Annotated in this window: 13 protein-coding genes; 12 read left to right on the top strand and 1 reads right to left on the bottom strand. The window is 38.4% G+C overall.

All coding sequences use genetic code 11. The annotated features are described in order from the left end of the window. The first annotated feature begins 106 nt into the window (after positions 1-106). From ACYSNQ_RS05655 to ACYSNQ_RS05600, 12 genes are all read left to right on the top strand, one after another. Positions 107-781 carry a response regulator transcription factor gene (locus ACYSNQ_RS05655; RefSeq protein ID WP_426081878.1) on the top strand — a complete coding sequence of 225 codons (675 nt, stop codon included), beginning with the start codon at positions 107-109 and terminating at the stop codon, positions 779-781. Beyond that, positions 769-1,929, top strand: coding sequence for a sensor histidine kinase (locus ACYSNQ_RS05650; protein ID WP_426081877.1), 1,161 nt, complete (start codon positions 769-771; stop codon positions 1,927-1,929). Before ACYSNQ_RS05655 ends, ACYSNQ_RS05650 begins: the two co-directional genes overlap by 13 nt. A gap of 62 nt (positions 1,930-1,991) precedes the next feature. Continuing rightward, positions 1,992-2,879 carry an ABC transporter ATP-binding protein gene (locus ACYSNQ_RS05645; protein ID WP_426081876.1) on the top strand — a complete coding sequence of 296 codons (888 nt, stop codon included), beginning with the start codon at positions 1,992-1,994 and terminating at the stop codon, positions 2,877-2,879. Beyond that, on the top strand, positions 2,876-4,108 hold the full coding sequence (locus ACYSNQ_RS05640) for an ABC transporter permease (RefSeq protein ID WP_426081875.1): 1,233 nt from the start codon (positions 2,876-2,878) through the stop codon (positions 4,106-4,108). The genes ACYSNQ_RS05645 and ACYSNQ_RS05640 overlap by 4 nt, the downstream gene beginning before the upstream one ends. Further along, complete coding sequence (locus ACYSNQ_RS05635) at positions 4,092-4,715, top strand: hypothetical protein (protein WP_426081874.1); 624 nt, start codon at positions 4,092-4,094, stop codon at positions 4,713-4,715. The genes ACYSNQ_RS05640 and ACYSNQ_RS05635 overlap by 17 nt, the downstream gene beginning before the upstream one ends. A gap of 396 nt (positions 4,716-5,111) precedes the next feature. Then, a complete protein-coding gene (locus ACYSNQ_RS05630; protein ID WP_426081873.1) occupies positions 5,112-6,236 on the top strand; it encodes a tyrosine-type recombinase/integrase in 1,125 nt (374 codons plus the stop codon). 339 nt (positions 6,237-6,575) lie between these two features. Beyond that, positions 6,576-7,022: a hypothetical protein gene (locus tag ACYSNQ_RS05625; RefSeq protein ID WP_426081872.1), complete on the top strand. Its 447-nt coding sequence runs from the start codon at positions 6,576-6,578 to the stop codon at positions 7,020-7,022. Positions 7,023-7,308: 286 nt separating this feature from the next. Further along, positions 7,309-7,872 (top strand): alkyl hydroperoxide reductase subunit C, encoded by a 564-nt coding sequence (gene ahpC, locus ACYSNQ_RS05620; protein WP_426081871.1) that lies wholly within the window; start codon positions 7,309-7,311, stop codon positions 7,870-7,872. A gap of 11 nt (positions 7,873-7,883) precedes the next feature. Further along, complete coding sequence (gene ahpF, locus ACYSNQ_RS05615; protein WP_426081870.1) at positions 7,884-9,413, top strand: alkyl hydroperoxide reductase subunit F; 1,530 nt, start codon at positions 7,884-7,886, stop codon at positions 9,411-9,413. Between the two features lie 1,264 nt (positions 9,414-10,677). Next, entirely contained in the window at positions 10,678-12,117 is a 1,440-nt protein-coding gene (locus tag ACYSNQ_RS05610) for a helix-turn-helix domain-containing protein (RefSeq protein WP_426081868.1), read from the top strand. Continuing rightward, positions 12,110-12,601: a hypothetical protein gene (locus ACYSNQ_RS05605; RefSeq protein ID WP_426081866.1), complete on the top strand. Its 492-nt coding sequence runs from the start codon at positions 12,110-12,112 to the stop codon at positions 12,599-12,601. The genes ACYSNQ_RS05610 and ACYSNQ_RS05605 overlap by 8 nt, the downstream gene beginning before the upstream one ends. A 13-nt stretch (positions 12,602-12,614) precedes the next feature. Further along, positions 12,615-17,462: a Spy0128 family protein gene (locus ACYSNQ_RS05600; RefSeq protein WP_426081865.1), complete on the top strand. Its 4,848-nt coding sequence runs from the start codon at positions 12,615-12,617 to the stop codon at positions 17,460-17,462. A gap of 754 nt (positions 17,463-18,216) precedes the next feature. On the opposite strand, the gene ACYSNQ_RS05595 is transcribed toward ACYSNQ_RS05600, so the two are convergent. After that, positions 18,217-19,128 (bottom strand): AraC family transcriptional regulator, encoded by a 912-nt coding sequence (locus tag ACYSNQ_RS05595; protein WP_426081864.1) that lies wholly within the window; start codon positions 19,126-19,128, stop codon positions 18,217-18,219. Positions 19,129-19,612 lie beyond the last annotated feature (484 nt).

Here is a 19,612-nt window from a genome sequence, read left to right as displayed (position 1 = left end):
TTAGCTATCAGTAATTTTACTTTTCTTTCATGTTTATAGTGAAAGTATAGGGAAATGACCAGTATAATAGGAGATATGTGCAGCAATAAGAAAAAGAGGTGGGCGTATGAAGCAAAAGCTTCTAATCATCGATGATGAAATAGATTTAGTAGAAACCTTGAAGCGTTATTTTGAGTTGTCTGGTTATCTGGTTTACACAGCTGGCAATGGTGCAGAAGGACTGCAGCTTCTTAATAAGAAACCAGATTTAATTCTCCTTGATGTCAATATGCCGGAAATGGATGGGTTGGATTTTTGCAGAGCTGTCCGGGAGGTTATCCATGTTCCGATTATCTTCCTTTCAGCCAGAGTAGACCAAACCAGTCGGATGGAAGGATTGGTTGCCGGAGGGGATGATTATCTGCTGAAGCCGTTTAGTATGGAGGAGCTAGGACTAAGAATACAAGCTCATTTGCGGCGGGAAGCACGAGGAGGCAGAGAGGAATCGGTTGCTTATTTTGGACAATTAGCTGTTCTGTATCAGCGAAAAGAGATTCGCTGCCGGAATCAAATAATTCCTTTAACTAGAACAGAATTTGAAATCGCTGCGTACCTGTCTCTTCGAAAAGGCAAGGTATTCAGCAAAGAACAAATTTATGAACATTTATGGGGCTTTGATAAAGAAGGCGACAGCGGCATTATAACAGAGCATATTCGGCGGATTCGGGCAAAAATAGGAAAGGTGTATCCGGAAGAAATAATAGAAACGGTTTGGGGGCTGGGCTATAAATGGATTGGTTAGATGAGCAGCTTCAGAGAATCCGTCTGACAAATAAAAAACTGACAGCCAGCTTGAGCCTTTATATTTTCACAGGAATTATTCTGGCTGTTTTTGCCTATATGGTTACAGTTAGTATTTGTGTGGGGTGGGAAAAACTGCTGCTGGATGAAGCAGATTCTATGGACAGCTATATTGAAATGATTTTTTATTCCCATAATGCCGGGATTCCTCAGCAGCTGGTAGTGCCAGTCACTATTTTGCAGCTGATTCGTCATTTTTCAGTTATTCTGTATGCTGTATTGGCGATTGTCTGGATTAGCAGAAAGTTTTACAAGGACAAAATTCTACAGCCGTTAATTATTATGAATGAAACGATTGAGGGAATCAGCCGTAAAGATTTGTCGATCGCCTGCTACTATAAAAGCGGCGATGAGTTTGAAAGGATTTGTTCAGGCCTGGATCAGATGAGAGTACAGCTGATTCAGGACCAGCAGCAGATTATACGAACACACGAGGAGCAGCGCCAGCTTAATTCAATATTCGCTCATGATGTTCGAACACCTTTGGCAGTTATTCAGAGCAATGTGGAGCTGATTCGTAAATTCCATCCGCTTGGAACATTGACGGAGCAAGCATTGAATGACTCTTTGGATAAGATTGGGCGTAATGTCCAGCGTCTTAATGACTTTACCTTTACCATGCAGGAGATTCAAAAGCTGGATGAAATAGATTTGAATAAGCGGCAGCAGCATACACAAACAATGATTCAAACGATTCAGGAAACTGGTAATGCTATAGTAACAAAAGAATTTCGCTTAATAGTTTCCAGCCAATTCCCTGAAAAAATTAATTGTGATCTTCCCTTGATTATGCAGGTTGTTGAGAATCTGCTGACAAACGCCGACCGGTTTGCAAAAAATATAGTAAGTCTAACAATACAGTTTGATGCAGACTTTTTATACCTGTTTGTACAGGATGATGGAGCAGGCTTTTCAAAAGAAGATATCCAGCACGCTGCAACCCCCTACTATTCAAAAGATAAGCAGGAACATTTCGGGATGGGGCTGACTATCTGTAAGACGCTGACTAAAAAACACGGAGGCATTCTTCGCTTGTCAAATGGCGTTAACGGCGGTGCAGTCATATCTGCTGCATTTAATACCATGTAGTGAATTTATAGATATTTATTTTCTATTATTAACAATAGAAAATAAAGGAGCGTAGATAAATTATGAGTATTAAAATTGAAGGACTTAATCAATATTATGGGAAGAAGCAAATTCTTCATTCGGTGAATCTAACGATTGAAAAGGGCATGTTTGGCTTGCTGGGAAGAAATGGAGCTGGTAAGTCAACGCTGATGAAAACACTGGTAACACTGCTTCCCTGCAAATCCGGCAGCATAACGATGAATGAAATACCGATTGAACGGCAAAAAGAAATTCGATCGATAATTGGTTATTTGCCGCAGGATTTTTCCATGTATCAAAATCTGACTGCGTATGAGGCCCTGGATTATTTAGGCGTTTTATCAGATATGGCTACTCCTGTCCGAAAAAAAAGAATAGAGGCTGTACTTGAACAGGTAAACCTGACTGTTCATCGCAGGCTAAAGGTCAAAGCCATGTCCGGCGGGATGAAACGCAGACTGGGGATTGCTCAGGCGCTGCTGAATGATCCGCAAATACTGGTAGTAGATGAACCAACAGCTGGCTTAGACCCGGAAGAAAGGATTCGTTTTAGAAATTTATTAGCTGAAATTGCAGCGGAACGAATTGTTATCCTCTCCACACATATCGCCAGTGATATTGAAGCTGTAGCAGAAAATTTGGCTATTATTGATCAAGGGAAGGTAACTTATACCGGTACTGTATCAGAATTGTTGGAAACGGCCGAAAATCATATTTTTACTGTTCGGATTCCAAGAACAGAGCTTAATGCAATTAAGCAGCAGGTCCAGGTTATCAATCTTTATCAGGAAGGGGCCAATATTGAAGTTCGTTTTATTGGAAATGAGCGGGAGAAGATTATGGCGCATCCCTTGCTGCTAGCAGTTCCGCCTACGCTGGAAGATGCCTACCTTTATATTTTGCAGCAGAGGGCAGGTGTTCAGCCATGAGTATTAAGTTATTAGGAAAAGAGCTTAAGCTGACAGCCAAAAGCCTGACCTATTGGCTGGTTATAGGTGTGATTTTTGGTTTCATTATGACCCAAATAGGGATGAGCTTGCGGGTAATTCAAGAACCAAAGCCGGGAGAAGACGGTTCTTATGGGATGATTCGTACAGAAAACAAAGAGCTTATTCAGCAGCAGGCATACAGAGCTCTATTTCTGGAATATCAGGCAGAGAGCTATCAAGCCTATCCTTTCGGTTTCTATAAAGAAGTAAAGCTTGATAGTAAAGAAGAACAGACTATCAGAACGATACTTGAAAAAGCAGCTGGAAAAACAATCGAAGAGCTAGCCGCAGACTATACAGCCCAAATAGAGGCCGCAGCACAAAGTAATCCGGGGGAGGCAGTCATGGAAAACAGCTCTTACACCTTCCCGTTAGTCAAAGGTCATGCTTTTTCCCAGTTTGAGGAGGACATGCAAGAAGTTAGTGGGTTTATCGGAAAGGGTTCTGCTTATGAAAAGAATAGCTATATGAATGATGCAGAAGAACCGATGACTTATGAACAAGCGCGTAAGCAGTACCGGAAAATTGTAGAAAAGGACAAGGTAACCGGTGCCTATGCACGGATGGTCTGTGATTATCTGGGCATTATTTTAGCAATTGTTCCGGTATTTTTGGCAGCAACTGTAGCATTGAGAGATAGACGGGCAAAGGCTGCTCCAATTATTTACTCTAGATTAGTTGCTTCAATCCGGCTTGTCGGCTGCCGGTATAGTAGTACGGTATTGCTTTTGCTGATTCCTGTACTGCTAATTAGTCTGATGCCGGCAGTACAATCCTTAGTGATTGCAGATAAATTGAATGCTACCGGCAGTTTGCTGCTGTTTTACCAATATATTATTGGCTGGACTTTGCCGACGATTCTTTTTGTGACAGGACTTGGCTTTTTAATGACTGAGCTATTTGGCGGTATTACGGCAATCGCTGTTCAAATCATTTTTTGGTTTTTCGCTCTATTTTCCAGCACAGATACACTGAACGGTAGTGTAGGCTGGAAGCTAATCCCTCGTTTTAATACGGTAGGACTGCCGGAAGTTTTTGAACAGATTGTTCAAGAGCTTATCTGGAATCGTTTATTCTATGCCGGATTAGGAATCATTTTTCTCGGAGTAACCATTCTTGTTTTTGATTATAAACGCAAGGGAGGACGAATCCTTGGAAAAAGCATTTAAAACAGCTGTAGTATTTGTCCGCTGCCATTATTTTACCTATATGATTGGCGGGGCTGTTAGTCTCTTGTTTTTACCTATGGCTGCAGGAATGGAAAATTTGGATGTGTACCGCAGTGCAAAGGTTGTTGAATATTGCTTCTCTCTTATCGGTATGCTAATGATGCTTCCCTTATACATTCCAGATACTGATTATGCGGCTTTAAGCGTCATTCGGTCCAAAAGAACCTCCTACAGCTGGATTGTACTGATTCGACTTTTCGTTGAAATCATGTACGGCTTATTGTTGCTGGTTTCCCTGTTGCTTATTATGAAGGCCGGCAGCAGTACGTTTCCTTTTACTTATTTTCTAGTAAGGGGACTAGCAGTGATGCTCTTTCTTGGCGGATTATCCGCATTGGTTTATAGAATAACCCGTCAGCCTATCGCTGGTTTAATGGTGGCGTTTTTATATTATCTCTATAATTTGATGGGGAAAGCAGAACTACTGGGAATATTCCGTTTATTCTCATTTGCAGAAGGAACCTGGATTGAAGTGGTGGTTCTATTTTTGACAGGTGTCATCTTCTTAGGAATCAGTCTCTTACTCAGCAAAAATATAATAGAATAGTTATTTGCTTGACGGCAGACCGTGTCATTCTCTTGGAGTGAAGCGGCCTGCTATTTTTTTCAAAAAAATAACTTGACTAGTTCTTGTTTTTTTTATTTTAAAAAATAATTATAATAATGAGATAGGATAAATTATATAAAGGAGTAAAGCGTATAAGATGGGAGGATTAAGTGGTATGTTTAAATAAAAATGTCTTGTGTGGAACGACTTAAAACCTGAGTTTTGTCTATAGAGAAACAGTATAAAAAACGTATATTTTTATAATAAATTTGTTTTTTCAAAGACAAGATCAAAAAGTTTCAGTATCGTGGGAAGCAGAAACACTTAATATGGTAAAAAGGAGTAATCAATAGGAAGTTAATTGAATTGGTAAATATTGTATGAGGAGTGTATATTGTGGCGAGAAGAGGAGAAAATATATATAAACGTAAGGATGGACGCTGGGAAGGACGATATATCAAAGCCAGAGATCATCAGGGGAAAATTACTTTTGGTTATGTATATGCAAAAAAATACGGCGAGTTGAGAAAAAAACTGTCGATAAAAAAAGCAGAATACACTTATATAGATGAAGATATAATTCTTTATAAAGGGACTGTGAAAGAATGGCTGAACTATTGGCTGGATTATCTAACTGCAAAAAAAATCAAACCCTCTACGTATTCAAACTACCGTAACAAGCTGGATAAGCATATATTCCCCTTTATGGGGGAAATCAAGCTAGTGGAGCTAAATACCTCAACGATAGAAGCATTCATTCATTATTTAATTTCATTAAAATTTTCAGCAAAAACGATTCATTCTATCGTTAATATATTGAAATCAGCCCTCCACAAAGCCTTCGTTGACGGCTACCTAAGGAAAGATCCCTGCTTAGGGATTATTTTACCGAGAACACAAAAGAAAGCTGTTTCTGCTTTGACCAGCAAGCAGCAAAGTCTGCTTGAGGAAGCAGCGTGGAAAGAGGCAGAATGCTCTGCAGTTCTTCTCTCTTTAGCGACAGGGATGCGGATTGGTGAAATCAGTGCACTCCGCTGGGAAGATATTGATTTTGACAATAATATAATTTCAGTGAAGCGAACGCTGCAGAGAATAATGATTTCCGATGGTGAGACAAGCAAAACCAAGGTCATTATTAGTCAGCCGAAAACAGGCAGCTCCATAAGAGCTATTCCTTTGGCAAAAAATTTGAAACGCTATCTATTGAATAAAAAAAAGCAATCGTTATCAATCTATGTTGTTTCTTGTAAAGACAGCTTTGCTGAACCTCGGGTAATTAATTACAGATTTAAGCGGCTGTTGAAAAAAGCTGGTCTGGAGTCAGTTAATTTTCATGTACTAAGACATACCTTCGCGACCCGTTGTGTAGAGGCAGGTGTTGATATTGCCACTCTTAGCAAGCTTTTAGGTCATACATCAATTAAACTGACCTTAGATACCTATACAGACTCGATGTGGGAAAATCGCCAGAAGGCAGTAACTATCCTAGATAACAAACTGAAAAAATACAATGCTGCTTAGCTGTCTAACTGATTGATAGAAAATCACTCCTTTAGAGTTTCCGAATCATCATTTTTCGGAAGCTTTTTTTGGCATGAAGCAGGCTAGAACGCTATAAATTTGACTCGACAGAAAAATATTTGAAGAACTAAAACTAGTCAAACTGCGGACTTTCAAGGTTTAAAAACAGTCAATCGCTGTTTCAGTGATTTTTCATGTTTCATGAATGAAAATGAAAAACAATTTCTTGAAGAAAAGGCAGAGAGGTTTACCACATCCTTTTCAAGATTTTTGAATAAACAATGTACTTTTAGATAGAAAATTTGTTACAGTTAAGAAGTAGAAAAGGAGGGGAACCCAATGCTGACTCCTGCATACCCCAATCGAGGAAAGTACAAAGACCTGCTTATTGAATTAGAGAAGCAGCTATACAAAAATCCCCATTATATTTATGTGAAAGACAGAAAGTTTATCCATAGCCAGCCGCTAATTGAAGACAGCAGGCACTATTATGACCTGCTGCAAAGTTCCTCAAATACTGTTTTATTTTGGAGCTCAAAAACCCGGCTGCATTCCCCAAAGCTGATTTATTCTATTGAGAAACGGACCGTCGTCTTTGAGACTATTATATCAGCTGAACGAGACGATTTTTCCTGGACTTGTTCTTGCTTACTGACTGCGGCAGCTGGGTTGCTGTACGGGTTTAAAGAGGATGTAGAATTTGTTCGAATGCCTAAACAATTTGGAATAAAACTTCTCAAAGAACCTGAAACAGCTGGAGAAGACATCATTTTAACCATCAATTAAGTTCTGACAGCTCCTACATGAGAAATTACTAAAGAGAAAAAAATAGAGTAATTGAGAATTTTAAGTAGTAAATGAAATCGAGAAATATTTCACAAAGCCTCTATACCAATAGATTTGCCTTGTTAGATTAGAATCATTACAATTTTTTAACAATTATAATTATTCCTTGACTTTCTTTAAGATAACCTTGATAATTTTAATTGTACTTTCATTTTGAAAACCTCAAGAAGAAATTGCACGATATTATTTTAAGAAAAATTTTAATTACTTTTAGGAGGAATTTTATATGTCATTAATCGGAAAAGAAGTAGAAGAGTTTCAAGCAAAAGCGTACCACAAAGGTGAGTTTATCGATGTCTCGTCTGAAGATTTAAAAGGTAAATGGAGCGTTGTTTGTTTCTACCCAGCTGACTTTACGTTTGTTTGTCCCACTGAATTAGAAGATTTGCAGGGTCAATATGACACATTGAAAGGGCTGGATGTTGAGGTTTACTCAGTATCAACAGACACTCATTTCACTCATAAAGCTTGGCATGATCATTCGGATGCTATTGGTAAAATCGAATACATCATGATTGGCGATCCAAACCACAACATTTCTCGTATTTTTGATGTTTTAGACGAAGAAGAAGGTTTGGCACAACGTGGAACATTCATCATCGATCCAGACGGCGTTGTTCAAACAATTGAAATCAATGCGGACGGTATCGGCCGTGATGCAAGTATTTTAGTAGATAAAATCAAAGCTGCACAATATGTTCGCAAAAATCCAGGTGAAGTTTGCCCGGCAAAATGGAAAGAAGGCGAAGAAACACTGAAGCCAAGTCTTGACCTTGTAGGAAAAATTTAAGGAGCGTACGTATGGGATTAGATGCAGAAATTAAAGGGCAGCTGGCTCAATACCTTGAGCTGCTGGAGAATGATATTATCTTAAAGGCGAGCGTAGGAACTGACGAGAATTCACAAAAGGTTCTGGAGCTGGTTGAAGAGATTACATCGATGTCTCCAAAGATTACAATGGAGCAGGTACAGCTTGAAAAGACACCGAGCTTTGCTGTAGATCCTGTAGAGGGAACGAGCGGTGTTGTATTCGCTGGACTGCCATTGGGACATGAATTCACTTCTTTAGTCTTAGCACTGCTGCAGGTTAGCGGACGAGCGCCTAAGGTTGATGAGAGTGTTATTAAGCAGATTCAAACAATTGATAAAGAACTTCATTTTGAGACATATGTCAGCTTGACCTGCCACAATTGTCCTGATGTCGTTCAAGCCCTAAATATTATGAGCGTGGTGAATCCAAAGATTTCCCATACTATGATTGAAGGCGGAATGTTTAAAGAAGAAGTTGATGCCAAAGGAATTATGGCTGTACCAACTGTTTTACTGAACGGTGAAGAATTCTCCAGCGGACGTATGACAATCGAACAAATTCTTGAAAAAGCTGCTGGTCCGGCAGATGCTTCTGAATTTGAAGATAAAGAGCCATACGATGTACTGGTAATCGGTGGCGGACCTGCTGGTGCGAGTGCGGCAATCTACGCTGCACGTAAGGGAATTAGAACTGGACTGGTTGCTGAAACATTTGGCGGTCAAGTGCTGGAAACTTTAGGAATTGAAAATGTAATTGGAACGAAATATACAGAGGGACCTAAGCTGATGGCTCAGGTTGAAGAGCATGTGAAGGAATATCCTGTGGATATTATGAAATCACAGCGTACAGCTAAACTAGAGAAAAAAGAGCTTGTTGAAGTTACTCTTGAAAATGGTGCAGTTCTGAAGAGTAAAACAGCGATATTAGCGACTGGTGCCCGCTGGCGGAATGTTGGCGTTCCTGGTGAGCAGGAATTCAAGAACAAAGGGGTGGCTTACTGCCCGCACTGTGATGGTCCATTATTTGAAGGAAAAGATGTCGCGGTTATCGGCGGCGGAAATTCCGGGATTGAGGCAGCGATTGATCTTGCCGGTCTTGTTAAACATGTAACTGTATTAGAGTTTATGACAGAGCTAAAAGCAGATAAGGTGCTTCAAGAGCGTCTGCATTCTCTTCCAAATGTCACTGTACTGACGAATGTTCAAACGAAGGAAATCACAGGCACAGATAAAGTAAACGGTATTAGCTATGCTGACCGTGAAACTGGTGAAGAAGTTCATCTGGATGTTCAAGGAGTCTTCATTTTAATTGGTTTAGTGCCGAATACTGACTGGTTGGGTGACACTCTGGAGCGTACACGAATGGGTGAAATCATTGTAGATAAACATGGTGCAACCAATGTCCCTGGTGTGTTTGCAGCTGGCGACTGTACAGACAGTGCCTATAAGCAAATCATTATTTCAATGGGTTCAGGAGCAACAGCTGCTTTAGGTGCGTTTGATTACATGATTCGAAACTAAAAAATTATAACAAATAGTATTGGGATGAAGCTACTTAATCCCAAAGAAAAAGCTAGGAGAGTTTGGGACATAAGTAAATGCCCGAACTCTTTTTTGTCTAAAATCCGAATAAACGGCGTTCCAAAAGTAGCTCACTACACTTTGTTCCGATAGCATCAACTTCTAAGTGCTAAAAGCACTAAGAGTTGAAGTTCTCGGAAATAAGCCGAACTATCTCAAAAATATGAAAAGCTATTTTCGGATAATTCGTCTTATTTCTCGAAGCTAAACACTTTTGTCTCGACCTCTTTTAGTATGCTTAAAACCAAATAAAGGGTGCGGCAGTAACACATACAGACACTTAACTGCGACGAGTAATCGCAGGAGAAACTTCTTCGGAAATACGCCGGCATTCAGCAAACATTTGTGAAACACCAGATAGGAATCAGCCAACATCGAATAGTTTACCTTCGTGTTTCCTGTCATTTTCGGAATTTCTGCCGTATTGCTTAGAATCACTGTGATTGCTCTTTGAGCAGAACAGATGCTGAAAAGTACCTACCTGGTGCTTGAAGTTAACCGTTTCTGTTCCATCTTTCTGTTTTTTTTAGTATATTTATTCTAATTTTTTTGACTAATAAAAAATATTAAATGATAGTTTTAATTTTTTGTGTGCTTTAAAATTTCAGCGTTGGGATGTCTGGCAAGTCAGGGGAAAATGTAGACATAAAGTATACTGGACTGGAATCAATGGATTAAAAATGGTTTTCTTAAAACATTAAAAAGATAAAGTTAAGGTGCGATTTTTGATTTGAATATTTTAATGGAAAGCGGTTTCGTTATGCTATTAATGAAACCATGGAGTTTCATTTTTAATTTGGATGAAAATTGCTTGTGTGCTACGATTATTTTTACACTCAAGGAGAAAAGTGAGGCAGAGAAAATTATTTCTGCTTAAAAAAAGTCGTACTTTGCAAATCAATTTTTTTCAAAATATAATCAAATATTGATAAAATAATTTTATTTGGCACATAAACCTTTTTAAAATAAGGTTTATGTGCCTTTTTTCTCTTATATAGACTGCTTTAATTTTGCATACAGCCCTATCTAATGTTTTCGAATATGTTACCATAATTAAGGGTTTTTTTATAAAAATCTCTTTGTTTTTTTTTATTGAGAAAAAAACAGGACAAAATTACTTATTTAGAGGATTAAAATATCCATCTCAACATTTATAATGAAATAAATTTGATGAGAAGGCTATTTTAGTGGAAGGGAATAAATAATGATACTAAATGATTTATTGATGGAGGATGATCGCTATAAGTGGTACATACTTCAATATTTAGAGTTAAACAAAAGCTTTTATTGCTCTCTTGATCAAATCTGCGATTTGTTGGAAATCTCCCGATATAAGATAGAAAAATACATTCATGAGCTTAAAGAAGAAATGAATAATGCTCAATTTACTGACATAATCGACTTAATGGATACGGGTGAGATAGTAGTCCATGACTTATCTCACAAAACAGTGAAAAAAATGCGTGTATTATTTATTGAACGAAGCTTGTCATTTCAGATATTTCATCGTTATGTAACGAAGGAAGTCAGTCTTGATAAGCAGATTGAGGCATTACATGTTAGCCGCTCCAGTACCTATCGCTTGTATCAAAAGCTAAAAAATCAGCTGTCAGAAGAAAATATTCAGATAAAGAAAAACAGATTGGTCGGATCAGAATTTGGCTTGCGAAGCTTTTTGTTCGGTATTTACTATGAGTTGTTCAACGGGCTAAAGGATCCGTTTCCTGAAGAAATTAAGCAATTGAGTAGAGAGCTGTTTCAGCACTTGGTTCATTACAAAAATCTAGTATTGCCAAAAACTAAAGAACATAAACTGAGATTTATGATTGAACTGTGGCTAATTCGTCTAAGCCATGGGCACTTTGTAAGTGATGCGTATATTTCAGTTGGTGACAGCGAACTTGTGAATTATTTGTCAAAATGGCTAAACAAGCATTTTTCCCTTGAAGAGGGGATTATGGAAAAAGAACGTACTTATCTGCTTCTATTCCTTAAAACATTGTATGAAGAATTAGATGAACCGATTACTTATTTAGAAAGCAAACAGGAAATAGAGGCTAGACAGATCACTGAAGAGCTGCTGCTGTTTATCGCAAAAAATTCTTCTTTTGAGATAGATATCTTATTACAGGATAACGACTTAACAAAGGGATTATTGGCAATCAATCGCAAGTGGCTCAACTATCATTTTAGGGAATCTACTTTTGTAACAAAAGTTCAAAGACGTTACTTTCAAGAAATTAATCCCAAACTGGATAAAATGATTCAACAATTTATCCAGCAGATAGAACAACGTCAATTGTTTGAATCAGCTCAAGAGAAAAATAAGCTTTATTATGATTATCTTTTCTTTTTGATAACAAAAATTTCTGTGGAAAAACTGGAGGAGGCTGTTTATATTTGCATAGATTTTTCACATGGTAAACACTACAACGACTATATCAAGATGATGCTAGGATCGTTGCAAAGCGCTCATATCCAGTATGAAGAGCGTTTGAGTACACGCACACAGATGTATTTGTCAGATTTTTTGATTGATAAACTTCCGTGCCATCAAATTATTTGGAAACGTCCCCCAACACCAGAGGATTGGGCAGAGTTTGGCAAAATATTACTAAAGGTTAAAGGTGAAAGCTATGAATAAGAATGTGTTGATGGCTTTTGTGCTTCCAACGATGATTTTCCATCAAACGACTATTACAGCATCTTTCAGTGAAGCTGTAATCAGTGCCTGCCTAGCAGAAAAAGAGAAAGTCATTGTTTTTGATATGGAAGAATCTGGGAATACATTGATTGTTTCAAATGAGCGGATAGAAGAAGAGCCTTCTAAAGAAGCTGATGTTAAACAAGGGATGGACAGTGATCGAGAAGCAGTAGTTGAAAAGAAAAGGGCACAGCAGTCTGATGATGAGCAAGCACTGCCGAATACGGTTCAGGAAAATCAAAGAAGTGGAGAACGCGCCTATTTTGCAGCACTTGAACACAAAATCAATCAACTGCCAGCTTGGCTGCCAGATGTCGAAAAAGAAGAAGGAGAGTTAATTCACATGCTTTCTAGAATGTCTGGTACTGTTCTTTATGGAACACGTTCAGAGGAACAGAATTATCGTGAACATATGATTTTTTAAGGGGATGATAGTAATGGTTAGAATAAGAAAAATATGGTCAGTAACATTGGTGTTGAGCATACTGCTCGGCTTTCTACCGATACAGGCAATAGCAGAAACAGTGGATGGAGTAGGCATACAGATTAATGAGGCTAGCTTGACCGATTATTCTAGGGCTGAAATCAATCAACAGCAGCGAATCAATGCAGGAGATCAGATCAATGTCAAACTGAAGTGGTCTCTGGATAAGTCCGGGTTGATAGAGCAGGGGCAGACAATTGGAATAGCTTTACCGGAGAACCTGTATTTCAGTGAACAAAGCGGGATGTTGGCAAACAATATGGGCAGTTATTATGTGGCCAATCAGCGCTTATCTTTTTTGCTTAATAAAAATTACGTGTCTTCACAGGAAAATGAACAGATTCCTGACTTTTCCAGTGTAGTCTTCTATGAAGGTGAAGTTGAATTGATTGCTTCCACAAGTGATAAAAATCAGCAAGAAGAGTTTGTTGATTTTGGGAATAACGTTGTGAAGCCGTTATATTATAAACAAGTAAATGAAGAGACAATAAAATCTTCTGAGGAAAGTGAAGACCCTAAAGAAAATTCGCTGTTAATAGAAGAATCAATAGATGGACAAGAAGAACTAAAAAGCAATGACCAATTAGAGATGAGAGAAGCTAGAGCTCATGAATCCAATCTAAATAGTAGAGGGGTAAAGTTATTTACTAATGTAAAAATTACAGATTTTAATGGCCAAGAGTTCTCTCCAAGTAATCCCGCTTTGAAAGATGCAAATATAAAAATTCATTTTGACTGGGTTTTGGATGATTTGGAAGAAATCAAAGCTGGCGATTATTATACTTATCAACTTCCGGACTATTTCTCTATCCATAATTTGGTTTCTGGAGAATTGAAGAACGCAACTAACCAAGTTTTGGGTAATTTTTCTGTCGATTTGAATGGCCTGTTGACAGTTACCTTTAACAGTGTAGGTGAGAACCTAAGCGAGCGACAAGGAACAATTGATTTGACCACAGAGCTGAATATCACATCAGAAAAGGAAGTGGTTACAATCGAAACCGGTATTACTGATAATGATGGAAAAGAAATTACCATTGTGTTTCCTGTAGTAAAAGCCGATATCGTTAAAACAGGTGTCATCAATAATGATAACACTGTAGTCTGGACAATAGTTATCAACGAAAAGCGTGAGGCGTTAAAAAATGTGGTCATTACCGACTATTTACCAGAAGGTCTGACCTATCATTACGCTAGTGCTTTTGTTCAAAATGGCAATGGGGAGTGGGTGAGTGCTCCAGCTGGTTTCACTCAGCTGCTGCAGACAGGAGCCAACACAATCACTTTTTCATTCCCAAATAATGAAATTTTAGATGAACCGGTAAAGCTTGAAATCAGAATGAGGGTTACCGATAAAAATAAAACAGAATTTGTTAATAAAGCAACTATAACTGGGGATAATTTCTTGGGAAATTCTAGTGAAGCCAGTGTTTCTTATGCCGACAATAGCAATTACAAACGTCTCCTTGCTTATGATTTAGATAAAGGTACCTTCAATTGGGAGGTTAAAGCCACATATACAGAGGCAGGCGGAAGCTTCAAAGATTGGTTGTATGCGAAAAATAGTGATCCAAGTATTTCTTTGCACTATTTACTGAAAAATACGCTTGAAATTTATGATGAATCAGGAAATCTTCTTGGTAGTGACAAATGGTCTCTTGCTCAAACAAATGGAGACTATGCAGAAAAGAATGGAGAACTTGTTCATTTTACTTTGAATTTTGTTGATAAAGGAACTTACTTGATAAAATATACAACAAAAGCCTTTGATTTGCCTGTAAGACCAAATACGACAATTCCTAATTATGCTACAGTAATTGATGGCAGTAATAGAGAAGAATTATCAGCTGGTGAGACGGTGAAGCTTGATTCTAAGCTGGGGGTTAAAAAGCTGAGTACCGGTTCAACTCAAACCGATCATAGTGCTGGCTGGCTAGTAAAAATCAATGAAAACCGTATCCAAATGAACAATGCTGTAATTACTGACAAGTTTGAGACCTTGGAAGGTGCTTATCCAAGTGCTTTACAGCTTATCCCATCTACTTTGGAAGTAACCGCTGATGATGGAACGACAACAAAGACTTTGGAAATGGGTGCTGCGAAGGATTATGTTTTAGAAGCTTTAGCTGGTGATCCAACCTATAAAAAAGGATTCCGTATTAAATTGTTGAACAGTTACGCATCAACGACAGATACAATTACGATTAAATATAGAACTCACTATCATATGGATGAGCAAATAATAGGGATGGATGGCTTACCTGTAAACCGCTTTTCCAATTCCGTTACTATTTCTTATACAGGGGAAGACGGCAATACCTATACTGATGGAAGTGAAAGCACTATTTGGGTAGATTTGGCTCTTTCTTATAATGGTGTGAAATATGGGACTTATGTAGCTAAGAATGATGATGTAGCCAATGCATTAAAACCTGCACCAAATCCGTTTGAAGCAATCGCACCAACAGACAGTGTTTATTGGACTGTTTTGCTTAATACCTGGCAAACTAAAATTCCGATAGGAACCACGATACGAGAAGAATTGGGCGAGGGACAGACGCTTCGAGATATTAAAATCTATGACGTAACAATGGATGCAACTGGTGTTAAGGTCAAAAGCCTAGACAAAGAATGGCAGCTGGGGACGGACTATGGTATTACAATGGACAATGGGGTACCAGTCATCACACTGCTGAGTGAACGCACGCAGGCTTTTGCAGTCTATGTCTCAGCGGATGCGTCTGCTGATGTCTATAAATACAAAAACATAGCATTCATGGATACTTTGATTGGCAATCAATTAAAGGTGGAAGGATTTGCTGAAAAGAGCGAGAAGAATGACTGGATTGATAAAGACGGCAGTCAAGATGGTGGAAATCATCGTCTGGTCAATTGGTCAGTTGTTATGAACAAGGATAGTCATACTATTCATAATCCAATAGTTACGGATACTGTAAATATCAGTGAACAGTCTTTTGTTTATGATGCTTCTAAAGATGTAATTGTTAGCATTTATAAAGCTAAAAAAGATCCTTCTGGTAACTTTGTCAAAGATGGTGCTGCCCTTGTATTTGATGAGGCAGATAAACCAGTGGTGACATTAGATGCCGCTGCAGGAACACAAACATTGAATATCAAATTAGGAGATATGATTGATTCTCCTTACATTATAGAGTATCAAACGATTCTTGACCCAGGAATTCGAAACAATGAGATTATTAGCAATAAGGCAGTGCTTTCTGGAAAAGATATTCAAATAGAGGAAACGACAAAAGTAGTAACTGTTAAATCTACTGATGGAGTAGGAACTTCTAGTGGTAAAAATGGATCATTAATATTTAGAAAAATTGATGAAAACAATAACTTGATAACTTCAGATTCAGCATTTTTTGATTTGTATCGTAGAGACAGTAATGGCGTGTTGACATTATTAATGCAGGATATAGAAGTTAAAGGAGATAAAATCATTATTAACGGGACAGAGATTGACTCTATCTCAAATCTTCGTTATGGAGATTACGCCATCATAGAAAGTCAGGCACCAGATGGCTACGAAAAAGATGCCGCACAACATGATTTTACTATTTCTAAAAACCAAGTTGAATATACGTTTAGTTTGGAAAATAAGAAAAAAGTTGTTGAAACAACTGCAAAACTGGAAGCGAAGAAAGAACTGAGTGGACGTGTGCTGCAAGCAGATGAGTTCGAGTTCCGACTGACTGGTAATGAAGACAGTGTGAACCAGACGAAAAGGAACAACGGCATAGGCTTAGTAGCGTTTGATGAGATAAAGTATGATACCGCCGGTATCTACACATATACCATCAGTGAAGTGATTCCGGATACGAAGGAAACCGGAATGAGCTATGACCAAGCAATCTATGAAGCGACTGTAACAGTAGCGGATAAAGGCGGACAGCTGGAAGCGAAAGTCACATACAAAAATGTAGCGTCAGGAGAAGTACCAACCTTCAAAAATGAATATAAGGCACTGGCAGGAAGTGCAAAACTGGAAGCGAAGAAAGAGCTGAGCGGTCGCGCGCTGCAAGCAGATGAGTTCGAGTTCCGACTGACTGGTAATGAAGACAGTGTGAACCAGAGGAAAAAGAATGACGGTACAGGCTTAGTAGCGTTTGATGAGATAAAGTATGATACCGCCGGTATCTACACATATACCATCAGTGAAGTGATTCCGGATACGAAGGAAACCGGAATGAGCTATGACCAAGCAATCTATGAAGCGACTGTAACAGTAGCGGATAAAGGCGGACAGCTGGAAGCGAAAGTCACATACAAAAATGTACCAGCAGGAGAAGTACCAGTCTTTAAGAATAGCTATCAGCCTAAAACAAAAGCAGAAACAGGAGAAATACTACTAAAAAAAGTTGATAGTAAGACAGGTAAGACATTGTCCAATGCTGAATTTAAACTAGTTGATGAACGTGGAGAGGTTATCAAAGAGAGAATCGTTACAGATGAAACTGGAACAGTTTTAATTCAAGGTCTTAGTGATGGAATCTATGAATTGATTGAGACGAAAGCACCAACTGGCTATCAATTAGATGCAACACCAATCAAATTTGAAGTAAAAAATAGTCAATCAAACAAGAAAGAAATAGCGAAGAAAAATACACCGATTGGCACAACAAATTCAAATACTAATTGGACAAACAATACCAAGCAGCAGACGAGAAACACACTTCCAAGGACAGGGATTATATCAAACAGCAGCTTTATCATTTGGGGAATTTGTTTCTTGGTAGTGGCTTTCCTTATATATTTTGGTAAAAAAAGAGTGTAGTGTAATTTCCCTATAATTAACCGACCAATATCAAAAGATTTAGTACTAAACAATCGAAATGTATAAGTAAGCAATTCATTATCATGTTGAACTGATGAGTAGAAAGAGGCTAGATATAATCATTCTTGTGCTCTTTCTACTTCTAACCCGCTAATAAAAGTAATTCAAAGGTATGTCTTTAAAAATAGACTATAGTATACTGAAATGGTCTGTGACCTAAGTAAATTCCCAGACTTTTAGTATTCTTGAAATCAAATAAAGGGTATGGCAGTAACACATACGGACACTTAACTGCGACGAGTAATCGCAGAAGCAATTTCTTCGGCAATAAGCCGGTATTTTTCAAACATTTGTGGAACACCAGGTAGGAATCAGTCAACACCGAATGGCTTACCTTCGTGTTTTCTGTCATTTTCAGAATTTCTGCCGTATTGCTTAGAATCACTGTGATTGCTCTTTTAAGCAGAACAGATGCTGAAAAGTACCTACCTGGTGCTTGAAGCTGACCATTTCTGTCACAACCTATTGAACGATCTAACATAGAGCTAGAACCAATACGATAATAGATAAAAAAAGAAACCACCCCAACTATAATTTGTTAGAAGGGTGGTTTCTTCTATTTGTTGTATTCTCCCATCTCTTGCTTCCTGACTCATAGGCTGTGAGAATAAATAGTTCACTACATTAAGAAAGCTTAATGAAACATTCTTTGGAGAATAAAGTTGAACTGGGAGTTTTTAGCAAGAGCTGTTGATTATTTGTCCAGTGTAATAACCGGCAGCCAAAATTCCATATAAGAGGCTTCTGGAGAGCTGTCATAATAAAGCTCTGGAGAATAGGTCTCCATGGTCAAATGATGTTTCTCCAGCCAAAATCCGCAATATTTAACGGCTTTATTAATAGCAACCGTGACAAGCTCCTCAAAGTTTTCAGCTTCAAAGCCGCAGACAATATAGTCTCTGGCAGGCAGCTGCCAGCTCTGAAAGCGGCTGTCTGTGACATCTTCTCCAACCTCAGCGCCGGCATAATAAGTAAAATGTCCTTCAGGAGCATTTCCTGCGTAAGCAACACCAATCTCCCGTCCGTTAGTAATTCGAGGAATATCTTGTTTATTTTTATGGAAGGTTCCCCAAACTTCTCCGGGAATATCCACTCCTGTAGCTTCGCCGTTCGGCATTTGTCCTTGGATGGGTACATATCCTTCAAAACCTAGAAAATGAATAGGTTTTTCAAGCGTTTTTCTGTTGAATTCTAAAATTAGACCATCGCTGATTAGAGGGACACCTTCATCAACCATCACATAGTTCAAGACAAGATCCGGTTTATCAAACTGGTTTAGCATTACAGGATTCTCTCTGTATGCTTCAGGAGTCATATTATAAGCTTCTTTAAATGCTCTGGTAAAGGTTTCATGATTGTTAAATCCTAGCTCTAAAGCAACGTCAATGATTCTCAGTTGTTTGTTTTTGAGCATTTTTTCCGCACCAGCTAAACGCCGGTATTTGATATATTCTTTTACTGGTTTTCTTACAAGTCTGGAAAAAAGCCGCTGATAGTAAAAGGGCGAGAGATTAGCTATTTCAGACAGTTCTTCAATAGGCAGTGAGGTTGTCAAATTCTTCTCAATGTAGTCAACAGTTTTTTGTATGGCTTCCCATGCGTGCATAATCAGCACCTCCTTAAAACAAGCTTACCATGATGCGGCACCGCTGGTTTGACGGCTTCTGCTCATTTTCAAAAAATCATAAGAATTTGGTCTGTCAGTCATCTTACTGAAAAGCGTGAGCAAATCTTTCAAAAAATCGCATTGAAATAAGGATCAATATGTAGCTATATGCTTTTGCACCAGCTGAACGGGAAAATAAAATTAGAAATTCGAAGCAGTGGAACAGGTGAGGAATAAAATTTTTAACAAGAGTTGTATAGTGAGTAGGATAAGCGGTGGGAGCAGTAGCACATACAGTAACCGCAGTAGCACGCGCCAAGCACTTAGCTGCGACGAGTAACCGCAGGAGCAAGACCTTCGGAAATAAGCCGAAAGTCACAAAATTTGAAGAACACCAGGTAGAATCAGTCAATATCGACTGGCTCACATTCGTGTTTCCTGTCAATTCCGTAAATTTTTCCTTATTTCTGGGGACTAAACACTT

The organism is Enterococcus sp. LJL51, assembly GCF_054871795.1.
The sequence above is the reverse complement of the archived record's forward strand: the minus strand, read 5'-3'. Positions and strand labels throughout refer to the sequence as shown.

What these genes read in the sequence shown, in the direction of transcription:
- ACYSNQ_RS05655 (WP_426081878.1), top strand. Translation starts at nt 107, where the DNA reads ATGAAGCAAAAGCTTCTAATCATCGATGATGAAATAGATTTAGTAGAA.
- ACYSNQ_RS05650 (WP_426081877.1), top strand. Translation starts at nt 769, where the DNA reads ATGGATTGGTTAGATGAGCAGCTTCAGAGAATCCGTCTGACAAATAAA.
- ACYSNQ_RS05645 (WP_426081876.1), top strand. Translation starts at nt 1,992, where the DNA reads ATGAGTATTAAAATTGAAGGACTTAATCAATATTATGGGAAGAAGCAA.
- ACYSNQ_RS05640 (WP_426081875.1), top strand. Translation starts at nt 2,876, where the DNA reads ATGAGTATTAAGTTATTAGGAAAAGAGCTTAAGCTGACAGCCAAAAGC.
- ACYSNQ_RS05625 (WP_426081872.1), top strand. Translation starts at nt 6,576, where the DNA reads ATGCTGACTCCTGCATACCCCAATCGAGGAAAGTACAAAGACCTGCTT.
- ahpC (WP_426081871.1), top strand. Translation starts at nt 7,309, where the DNA reads ATGTCATTAATCGGAAAAGAAGTAGAAGAGTTTCAAGCAAAAGCGTAC.
- ahpF (WP_426081870.1), top strand. Translation starts at nt 7,884, where the DNA reads ATGGGATTAGATGCAGAAATTAAAGGGCAGCTGGCTCAATACCTTGAG.
- ACYSNQ_RS05610 (WP_426081868.1), top strand. Translation starts at nt 10,678, where the DNA reads ATGATACTAAATGATTTATTGATGGAGGATGATCGCTATAAGTGGTAC.
- ACYSNQ_RS05605 (WP_426081866.1), top strand. Translation starts at nt 12,110, where the DNA reads ATGAATAAGAATGTGTTGATGGCTTTTGTGCTTCCAACGATGATTTTC.
- ACYSNQ_RS05600 (WP_426081865.1), top strand. Translation starts at nt 12,615, where the DNA reads ATGGTTAGAATAAGAAAAATATGGTCAGTAACATTGGTGTTGAGCATA.
- ACYSNQ_RS05595 (WP_426081864.1), bottom strand. Translation starts at nt 19,128, where the DNA reads ATGCACGCATGGGAAGCCATACAAAAAACTGTTGACTACATTGAGAAG.